This window comes from Lonepinella sp. BR2271 (assembly GCF_051851515.1).
In the GTDB taxonomy this organism is placed as follows: domain Bacteria; phylum Pseudomonadota; class Gammaproteobacteria; order Enterobacterales; family Pasteurellaceae; genus Lonepinella.
Genome location: NZ_JBPDVF010000014.1, coordinates 51,818 through 61,425, shown reverse-complemented (window position 1 = coordinate 61,425; position 9,608 = coordinate 51,818). Strand labels below are relative to the sequence as shown.

Genomic DNA, 9,608 nt, shown 5'->3' with positions numbered 1-9,608 from the left:
GCCAGCGACTATCTGGCATGCAACCCAAATGTAAACGATGTCCTTAGGGAAAATGTAAACTATGTGTGGGTTGCACAGAGGGTAATCTCTAACTATTTTCTAATTAAAACTCACCACTGGCGCATTTTCCGCACCCGCAGTAGATTTAAAATACGGTTTTTCTTTAAAACCTAAAATCATGGCAGCCAATTTGGTTGGGAATTGACGGACTTTTTGATTATAGACTTTCGCTGCGGCATTAAAATCATTACGTGCTTTATTAATACGGTTTTCCGTTCCCTCTAATTGCGCTTGTAAATTCATAAAACCTTCATGGGCTTTTAATTCTGGGTATTTTTCCACGGAAACCAATAAACGTGATAATGCGGAACCTACTGAATCTTGGTTTTGTTGGAATTGGGCTAAATTTTCTTCGGTCATATTGCTTGGATCAATTTTCACTTGTGTCGCTTTGGCACGCGCCTCAATCACACCGGTTAAGGTTTCTTTCTCAAAGTTTGCTTGACCTTTGACGGTGTTGACTAAATTCGGGATCATATCCGCACGGCGTTGATATTGTGATTCCACGTTTGCCCACACGGAATCAATTTCTTCTTCGGCTTTCACTAAGCCATTGTAACTTGACATTAAGGTGAAACCTGCGATTATCGCCACAAGGACAATCAGTAACCATTTTTTCATCATTATTCCTTTTTAATGTAAAAAGACCTAAACAACGTTTAGGTCTTTTAATCTTTATTTCATCTCATAATGAGATAAATCTAAATTACATAGTAACTTGTTTGTTACCTTGAACTTGAACGTCAACACGACGGTCTGGGGCTAAACAAGCGATTAATGCTTTACGTCCTTTAACGGCATCACATTGGTTGCCAGTTACTGGATTTGCTTCACCGAAACCAGTTGCAGTGACAGAACCTGCATCAACACCTTTAGAAACTAAGTAGTTAGCTACTGTTTCAGCACGACGTTGTGAAAGTTTTAAGTTAGACGCATCATTACCGATACGGTCAGCATAACCATTTACTTGTACAGCTGGGTTAGCTACTTGTGCGATTTCACCGTAGATACCGTCTAAAGTTGCAGCTGCTTCAGGTTTTAATGTAGATTTACCGAAGGCGAATGTTACATCACTGTTTAAAGTGAAAGTTTTGTTGATCACTTCAGGCGCAACAACTGGTGCAGCACCTTGACCGAAACGGTAAGATAAACCTGCAGTTACAGCGTGGATTTCTGGTGTGTAGTCAACACGGTCGCCACCAGCAGTTTCTAATTTACCTACATTGTTTAACCATGTGTATTCAACACGTAAAGCTAATTCTGGAGTAAAGGCATACTCAACACCAGCGCCTAAAAGTAAAGAAGTTTTTAAGCTGTGTTCACGAGTACCGTCGTTGAAACCTTTATTACCATCTGAATGTTTGTAGTCTGAACGTACTAAAGCAGCACCTACTTTACCGTAAACATCTAAACCAGATAAAACTTCATAGCTAGGTTTTAAAGTTAAGTGTGCACCGTGGTTAGTGTGTTTTGCTGTAGTTTCACCAGCTGTACGTAATTTCGCACGACCAAAATCATCGTAACCTAATTCAACGGCTAAACCTAAGTTGTTTTGGTTAAGGATTTGGTAACCACCGAATACACCGTAAGTTACAGAATTTTTCTTAGTACCTAATGCGTTTGCTTCATCTTCGAATTTGGTATAACCGTCATGGAATGACGCCCAACCTGCTTTAGCACCGGCGTAGAAAGTGTTTTGTTGTGGAGCTGCTTGAGCAACTGATGCTGCTGCTAAACCAGCGATAGCTAATGCGATAGCTGTTTTTTTCATTGTGATGATCCTCTTGTTATAGTCATCTAATTTCAAAAAATATCAGCTGGATTCAGCTGAATTCCGAGTACAAAGATGTACTGTTTTATTATCTCCACCACAGAATTATGGTGTCGACATTTACCTGTTAGGGTTAATGAATTTGCCCTACTGATCCTTTTGACAAATTCATTTACCTTAATTCTCATTAAGGCAATGTTTCAAAAGTTCCCGTATTATCCAATGATAAAATAGAAAAATCAAACGTTTTTTCGCAATACTGCTCATTTACTAAGCAATCTCGCCTAAATTTGATGTTTTTTTCATCATTGGTCGGGAATTTTTCTTCTAAAACAGGGTCTATTATAGACGTACTTTTCTAAAATTTCAATTATTTAACCGCATTTTCGATTTCATCTACCATGGTATTCATAGATTCTAACCCGCCAAACGCCAAATACCAGTTCGCGGCATTTAAATACACAATATGCTTATTTTGTGCGGCTTTGGTTTTATTAATAATGGCATTATCCAACACTTGTTGCGCATTATTGGCTTTATCGGTCACGGCTGCCGTGCGGTCAATAATCAATAAATAATCTGGATTTTTTTCTGCCACATATTCAAACCCTACGCTGTTACCATGCACGGAGGCAGAAAGCGAGCTGTCAATTGGGGTGAAACCGAAGTTTTGATACACCATGGCATAGCGAGATTGATCGCCAAACGCGCTGATTCGACTTTCATTAACTAAGGCCAATAAGGCGGTTTTGCCTTTGGTTTTCTCCGCTAAAGCTGACATGCGTTTATCTAAATCCGCTAATTTTTGTTTCGCTTGGGCTTCTTTATCAAAAATTTGACCAATGGCCACAATATTAGATTGGAAGGTCGGATAGAAATTGGCAAAATCATTTTCGAGCATAAACACCGGCGCAATGCCTTTTAAACGATCTAATAATTTTTTCTGTCTTGGGGAGGCAATAATTAAATCTGGGTTTAATTCATTGATTTTTTCAAAGGCCGGATCCGGCGAGGTCCCCATATCCGCATATTTATTATCATGAAATTCGTCTAAATAAGCGGGGATTTTACCTTTTACGGTGCCAACAATGGTGGATTTTTCACCTAATTCACGAATCACATCAAGGGCGGCAAAATCCAACACCACCACTTTTTGTGGGTTTTGTGGCACGATTTGTTTGCCCGCGGCATTTTCCACTTCTATGTCTTTTGCTTGGGCAAAGCCTGAAATACTGGTTGCAATTAATAAGCCTAGGGCGAGTTTTTTTAATGTGTGTTTCATTGTTTTTCCTTTTGGTTGATTAGGCCCTGCACTGGCGTACAGGGCGATATTTTAACGAAAATAGACCGCAATTTTTTGCTGATTAATCTGTTCTATATTGATCGGCATATCATAAATCTGTGCCAATACCGCCGTTTGCATAATCTCATTGACGGCCCCTTGTTGGATTAATTTGCCGTTTTTCATGGCGATAATATAGTCGGAATAACAGGAGGCAAAATTAATATCATGGATCACGATCACCACGGTTTTTTGCAATTCATCCACTAATTGACGCAACACTTGCATAATTTGCACCGAATGTTTCATGTCCAAATTATTCAGGGGTTCATCTAATAAAATATAATCCGTATCCTGTGCCAAGGTCATGGCAATATAGGCCCGTTGCCGTTGCCCGCCACTGAGTTCATCAATATATTGATGGCGAATGTCCTGCAAATTCATATAACCAATGGCATTATCAATAAAAGTGCGGTCATTTTGGGTCAAGTTTCCTTTACTATAAGGAAAGCGCCCAAAGGCCACGAGTTCTTCCACCGTCAGGCGTAAATTAATGTGGTTAGATTGCTTTAAGATGGACAGCTGTTTGGCAATCTCACTGCTCTTTTGTTGCGATAATGGCACATTATTTAACCGCACTTCGCCTTGTTCGGGGGACAATAAACGGCTCATGATCGCCAAGACGGTACTTTTCCCCGCCCCATTGGGGCCAATAAAGGAGGTGATTTTTCCCTGTGGAATGGTGACAGACACCTGATCCACCACTTTCTTATTGCCATAGCTTTTACTGATATTTTGAATTTCAATTGTCATAATTTACTACCATTTTTTCTGTGTTCGCAACAGCAAATAAATAAAATACACCCCACCCACAAAATTGATAATAATACTTAAGGTGGTATTAAAGGTAAACACTTGCGAGACCAAAAATTGCCCGATAATTAAGGTGATGATGGCCATGAATATCGCGGTGGGAATTAAAATCCTGTGCTTAAAGGTGGGCATAAATTCAAAGGTGACGTTCATCACCAATAACCCTAAAAAGGTCAACGGCCCGACAAGCGCGGTGGAAACGGAGGTTAAAATGGCGACAATAATCAATAAATGGCGAAGTATTTTTTGATATGGCACGCCCAAATTAATGGCTTGTTCACGCCCCAACGCCAACACATCAAAATAACGCCAATAACGAAAACTGATCGCCACGGTGACCACTAAAATGCCAATGGCTAACCATAAAATATCCAAATTCATGCGGTTAAAACTGGCAAAACCAATATCTTGCGCAATCTGAAATTCATTCGGGTCAATCAGCACTTCCATAAAGGTGGTTAAACTTTGGAAAAAGGTACCAAATACAATCCCAACCAACAGCAAGAAAAATAAATTTTGTTGTTCTTGCTGAAATAAAAGACGGTACAGCAACAGGGCGAATAACACCATGATGGCGGTTGAACCTAAAAATAAAATAATGGGATCCACCGATAATAACGTGGTGGAACCGAATAAAAAGATGATTAGGGTTTGAACTAATAAATAGAGCGAATCCAGCCCGAGAACACTTGGCGTTAAAATACGATTATTCACTACCACTTGGAAAATCATGGTCGCCACCGCAATCGCGGCGCCTGTTACAACAATGGCTAATACGGCCAAGGCGCGGTGATGTAAGGCATATTCCCAACGATTGGGTAAATGATAACCAAGGTAAACACAAACCGCGAAAACAGCCAACAGGGCTAATAAGATCAACTTTTGAGAATACTGCATTTTCATCTTTTACGCCCTACCCTTGCCGATAACGTTTAAATAATAACAGCAAGAAAATCGCACTGCCAAATACGCCGACCACCGCATTGATGGAAATTTCATAAGGGTAAATCACAAGGCGGCCTAAAATATCACAAAACAACACAAATACCGCGCCGAGTAAGGCGGTATGGGACAGGATTTTTTTCAAATTATCGCCTAAATAAAGGGTGACCAAATTCGGTACAATTAAGCCTAAAAAGGGAATCACACCCACTGAAACAATAATAATGGACGACACCGTGGCCACAATGGCCAAGCCTAAATACAGCACTTGTTGATAATTCAAGCCTAAATTGGTGGCAAATTCTTCGCCCATGCCGACAATGGAAAAACGGTTAGCAAAAAGATAGGCCACGATTAAGGCGGGCAAGCTAAAATACAGCATTTCATAACGCCCCGCCATCACCAAAGAAAAATCCCCTTGCAACCAACCCGCTAAATTTTGCAATAAATCTTCTTTATAGGCGATAAAAGCCGTAATGGAACTGATAATGTTACCAAACATAATCCCCACGAGCGGGACGAAAATACTGTCTTTAAATTTCAGGCGGGACAAAATAGTCATAAATAATAAGGTGCCTAAAAAAGACACCGCAACAGCAATCCCTGTTTTAAGTAACATGGAGGCGGAGGGAAACAATAAAATCGCCATTAAAATCCCTAATCTGGCACTGTCCATGGTGCCGGCGGTGGTGGGGGACACAAAACGGTTACGGCTTAATTGCTGCATGACCAAGCCACAAATGCTCAAGGCAGACCCCGCAATCAAAATACTGACTAAACGAGGCACCCGACTGACGGCAAAAATTTCCCATTGTTCAGCGTCAAAAGCCAATAATCCATTCAGATTAAGCGTGCTGACGCCAATAAACAGCGAAATAACCGACAAGATAAGCAAAGCAAAAAGCAAATAACGGCGTTTAATCATAGATTACAAGGTCAATAATGAAAAATGAGAATAATTATTTTTAAGAACGGCTAGAGTAACATAGAAAGACAAATATTCAAAATAAAACTGCGTTTTACCCTCACCCTAGCCCTCTCCCAAAGGGAGAGGGGACGTTCTTTGTATTAATCGCCAATCTTGCGTTTCCCTCTATTCATTCCCTCTATCTTTAGGTGAGGGTAAAAGAAAATTACATCACTCCCAAAACCATTCCCTCTCCCAAAGGGAGAGGGGACGTTCTTGGTATTAATCGCCAATCTTGCGTTTTCCTCTATTCATTCCCTCTCCCTTTAGGTGAGGGTAAAAGAAAATTACATCACTCCCAAAACCATTCCCTCTCCCTCTGGGAGAGGGCTAGGGTGAGGGTAATTACTGTTCGAAATTAATTTTTTAAACTCAACAAACGTTCCGCCGACTTGGCTTTGACTAAGAAATTTTTACGCTCTTTATCCGCCATGCCCGAGTTGGTACCCGGCAATTTCACCGTCATTGGATTGACGGCACGGCCATTAATATGGAATTCATAATGTAAATGCGCACCGGTCGAAATGCCGGTATTGCCGGATAACGCAATGCGTTCACCGCGTTTTAACGACTGCCCCGCTTTGACTAACGGCTTACTCAAGTGCATATACACGGTTTGATACACACGGCTATGACGCACCACAATATAGCGCCCTGCCCCGCCCGCTTGATAAGCCACTTTTTCCACCACGCCGTCCGCAGGCAAAATCACCGGTGTACCAATTGGCACCGCAAAATCCACCCCTTTATGTGGACGTACTCGCCCTGTCACTGGATGGCGACGCGCCGGATTAAAGGGGGATGAAATCCGCGCTTGACGTTGCAATGGCGTCCGTGCAAAACCTTTCCCTATGGTTTCCCCTTGGCGATTATAATAACGGCCGTTATCCGCTTGAATGGCATAATAACTGGTGCCGTTATGGGTAATATGAATAGCGTCAACGTTCCCTTGGCCGGTTAATTTATCCTCCAGATATTCCCTTGTCACCAGTACCGCAAAATTATCGCCTTTCGCTAATTTTGAAATATTGACTTGCCATTGAAGTGCGGTGCTTAATTGATTAATTTGTCGGTTGTCCAAGCCCAATTTATGCAAACTGGCTCGCAAGGATCCCTCAATTTTGCCTTTCAGCACATCTTTCTTCCAGATACTTTTCTTTTCAATGATTTGGCGCGCAAATTTGCCCTTTTCTTTTAATTCGTAAATGCGTTCTTCTTTCTCGGAAACCAACCAATTTAAATATTCCAGTTCATTTTGATTATCTAACATCCAATAAATCTGTTGACCGGCTTTTAAGTTTTTTAACTCTGGATAACTGGCGATTAAAATTTGACTGGTTTCATCTTCCAAACCTGACATTTCTAAGACATCTTTTAATTTGTCACCGCGCACCACGGTATAAGAAAACTGATCGGAAATCCGTTTGGCTTGATCGGCTGCCGCTAATAAATCATCTACGGCATTTTGTGCCTCTTCTGGTAATTTGTCATACTCATTGAGATCAACCTGATCCACTTCGTCATCTTGTCCCAACAGTTCATCATCATAAGAAGTGGCCTCTTGCTCAGATGAGGTCGGCGTTAATGCTTGGTATTGACTATCGTGGGTACCGTCTATGGCGGTGAATTGGGTATGTTCCGCGGTATTTTTTAAGGTCAACACACCGCCGGTCACAAGACAAAGCAACGCAACAAAGAAAATCAACGCTTTAATCCGTGATTTTCTTTTTCGTCTCTCTCTCGCTAACTTAACGTGCTGAACCACTTTCATACCGTCCTAGTAAAAACCTGTGTGTCTATGACAAGGGAAATAATAAAAAATTCATGATAAATACTGCTTTTTATGTTGTGCCAATAAACTTTCTTGCAAAGGTGGCATTTGCAAATAAAAACCTTGCTGTTGGATATGCGCTAACACGTCTTGATTTGAAGCCTGCACTAATTGTTTTTTTCCCTTTAAATTAAATAACATAACAAAAATAGGCTGACCGAAGATCTGACGCAAGGTATCCGGCACCGCCTCAAATTGATCACGTTTTTCCACGTAAAGATACATCCCCTCTTTTCGGCTACTTTTATAAATAGCACACAACATGACGCTCTCTCCTAAAATTTAACGCTTGAGAGAATAACAGAAATCATTACAATGTACAGAAAAAATTATAAGGAATTCTTATGCAACTGCCTCCACTTCAAGCCGCCAAACTGATTAAACGTTACAAACGCTTTTTAACCGATATTGAATTACCCCATGGCGAGGTGATCACCATTCATTGTGCCAACACGGGTGCCATGACGGGCTGTGGCGAAAAAGAAGATATTGTTTGGTATTCCGATTCCGGCAGCACCACGCGGAAATATCCTCATTCATGGGAAATTACCCAATTAAAAAATGGTCAACTGGTTTGTATCAATACGCACCGCTCCAATCAATTGGTGTTCGAGGCCTTGCAAAACAAGCAAATTAAAGAACTGGCGGAATACGATCAGATTTTGCCCGAAGTCAAATACGGCGAAGAAAATAGCCGTATTGATTTCTTGCTCAAAGGCGAAGGCTTGCCCGATTGTTATGTAGAAGTCAAATCCATTACCTTGGTAAAAAACAACATTGGTATGTTCCCCGACGCCGTCACCACGCGTGGTCAAAAACATTTACGCGAATTGCTCGCCATGAAAAAGCAAGGCCACCGAGCCGTGGTACTCTTTGCTGGATTACATAATGGTTTTGATTGTTTTAAAATCGCCGACTATGTGGATCCAGAATATGATCGATTATTAAAAGAAGTGACAGCACAAGGCGTCGAAGCCTATGCTTATGCGGGTGAATTTGATATTTCTCAAGGTATTCCCACCGCACTTCGCTTAACTCACGCGGTAAATTGGATCGAATAACGCAAAAAATATTATTTTTTTTGATAATTATTCGTATTTATTGCTTGACAGTCTATTTGAGAATGGGTATCATTCACTCATTCAAACAATAATTAGATAATCACTCCATCATTTTACGCCACTCACCCCCACAGAGAGTGGCGTTTTTTTATGCGTTTTTGAGAGAAAACTACAACTAGGGATCAAATTTGTGTTATATTTGCACCAATATAGATACTAAATAGGAGCATTTTATGGCAATGTCAAATATCAGAATAGATACCAACTTAAAAAATCAAGCAGCCGCAATCCTTGCTGACTTTGGCTTATCACATACGCAAGCAGTAAAATTATTCTTTAATCAAATTGTCGCAACACGCAAAGTGCCGTTGTCTTTTGATTATGAAAGACAGTATAAAGATTCTGTTGTTGCCGAAGTATTAGCTAACACGAGAACGCCCGAAAATGGCGAATATTGCACGAGTTTAGACGAGTTAAATCAACGCATTAAAGAGTTGGGCTAAGTTATGGCTAAAAATCAATTTTTCATTTTTAACACGTTTAAAAAGGACTTAAAAAAGTACGTTTCCGCATTTTTTACACCCGAATGGCATGAAATTTCTACTTGTCTTTTGAATGGTGAGCCAATGCCTGTAAAATATCGAGATCATCAGCTAAAAGGCAATCTAAAAGAATTTCGTGATTGTCATTTAGCCTTTGATTTAGTCTTATTGTACAAAATCACGGATGACAATGTAGTAGAATTGCATAGAGTAGGAACGCACGAAGAATTATGCTTGTAGCATAAAAAAGGGGCGTTTGCCCCTTTGATTTTATTATAA

At 40.6% G+C, this 9,608-nt stretch carries 11 protein-coding genes; 3 read left to right on the top strand and 8 right to left on the bottom strand.

The window, feature by feature from the left end; translation table 11 throughout:
- Window positions 1-99 precede the first annotated feature (99 nt).
- The 8 genes from ACTG7X_RS10385 to ACTG7X_RS10350 form a co-directional block, all read right to left on the bottom strand.
- Window positions 100-681 carry a LemA family protein gene (locus ACTG7X_RS10385; RefSeq protein ID WP_439243595.1) on the bottom strand — a complete coding sequence of 194 codons (582 nt, stop codon included), beginning with the start codon at window positions 679-681 and terminating at the stop codon, window positions 100-102.
- Between the two features lie 85 nt (window positions 682-766).
- A complete protein-coding gene (gene ompA, locus ACTG7X_RS10380; RefSeq protein ID WP_439258384.1) occupies window positions 767-1,831 on the bottom strand; it encodes a porin OmpA in 1,065 nt (354 codons plus the stop codon).
- A 370-nt stretch (window positions 1,832-2,201) separates the two neighbouring features.
- Window positions 2,202-3,113 (bottom strand): siderophore ABC transporter substrate-binding protein, encoded by a 912-nt coding sequence (locus ACTG7X_RS10375; RefSeq protein ID WP_439258383.1) that lies wholly within the window; start codon window positions 3,111-3,113, stop codon window positions 2,202-2,204.
- Window positions 3,114-3,164: 51 nt separating this feature from the next.
- The gene (locus tag ACTG7X_RS10370) at window positions 3,165-3,926 is read right to left on the bottom strand and encodes an iron ABC transporter ATP-binding protein (protein ID WP_439258382.1); all 762 of its coding nucleotides are present in this window, start codon (window positions 3,924-3,926) and stop codon (window positions 3,165-3,167) included.
- Between the two features lie 6 nt (window positions 3,927-3,932).
- A complete protein-coding gene (locus tag ACTG7X_RS10365) occupies window positions 3,933-4,883 on the bottom strand; it encodes an iron chelate uptake ABC transporter family permease subunit (protein WP_439258381.1) in 951 nt (316 codons plus the stop codon).
- 16 nt (window positions 4,884-4,899) lie between these two features.
- A complete protein-coding gene (locus ACTG7X_RS10360; protein WP_439258380.1) occupies window positions 4,900-5,853 on the bottom strand; it encodes an ABC transporter permease in 954 nt (317 codons plus the stop codon).
- A gap of 400 nt (window positions 5,854-6,253) precedes the next feature.
- Window positions 6,254-7,660 carry a murein DD-endopeptidase MepM gene (mepM, locus tag ACTG7X_RS10355; protein ID WP_439258387.1) on the bottom strand — a complete coding sequence of 469 codons (1,407 nt, stop codon included), beginning with the start codon at window positions 7,658-7,660 and terminating at the stop codon, window positions 6,254-6,256.
- Window positions 7,661-7,717: 57 nt separating this feature from the next.
- Window positions 7,718-7,990 carry a YcgL domain-containing protein gene (locus ACTG7X_RS10350; RefSeq protein ID WP_439258379.1) on the bottom strand — a complete coding sequence of 91 codons (273 nt, stop codon included), beginning with the start codon at window positions 7,988-7,990 and terminating at the stop codon, window positions 7,718-7,720.
- 80 nt (window positions 7,991-8,070) lie between these two features.
- Here ACTG7X_RS10350 and sfsA point away from each other — a divergent pair, with 80 nt between their 5' ends.
- From sfsA to ACTG7X_RS10335, 3 genes are all read left to right on the top strand, one after another.
- Window positions 8,071-8,787, top strand: a complete 717-nt coding sequence (gene sfsA / locus ACTG7X_RS10345) for a DNA/RNA nuclease SfsA (RefSeq protein ID WP_439258378.1) — start codon at window positions 8,071-8,073, stop codon at window positions 8,785-8,787.
- Window positions 8,788-9,020: 233 nt separating this feature from the next.
- A complete protein-coding gene (locus ACTG7X_RS10340) occupies window positions 9,021-9,290 on the top strand; it encodes a type II toxin-antitoxin system RelB/DinJ family antitoxin (RefSeq protein ID WP_439258377.1) in 270 nt (89 codons plus the stop codon).
- A gap of 3 nt (window positions 9,291-9,293) precedes the next feature.
- Entirely contained in the window at window positions 9,294-9,569 is a 276-nt protein-coding gene (locus ACTG7X_RS10335) for a type II toxin-antitoxin system YafQ family toxin (RefSeq protein WP_439258376.1), read from the top strand.
- Window positions 9,570-9,608: the final 39 nt, after the last annotated feature.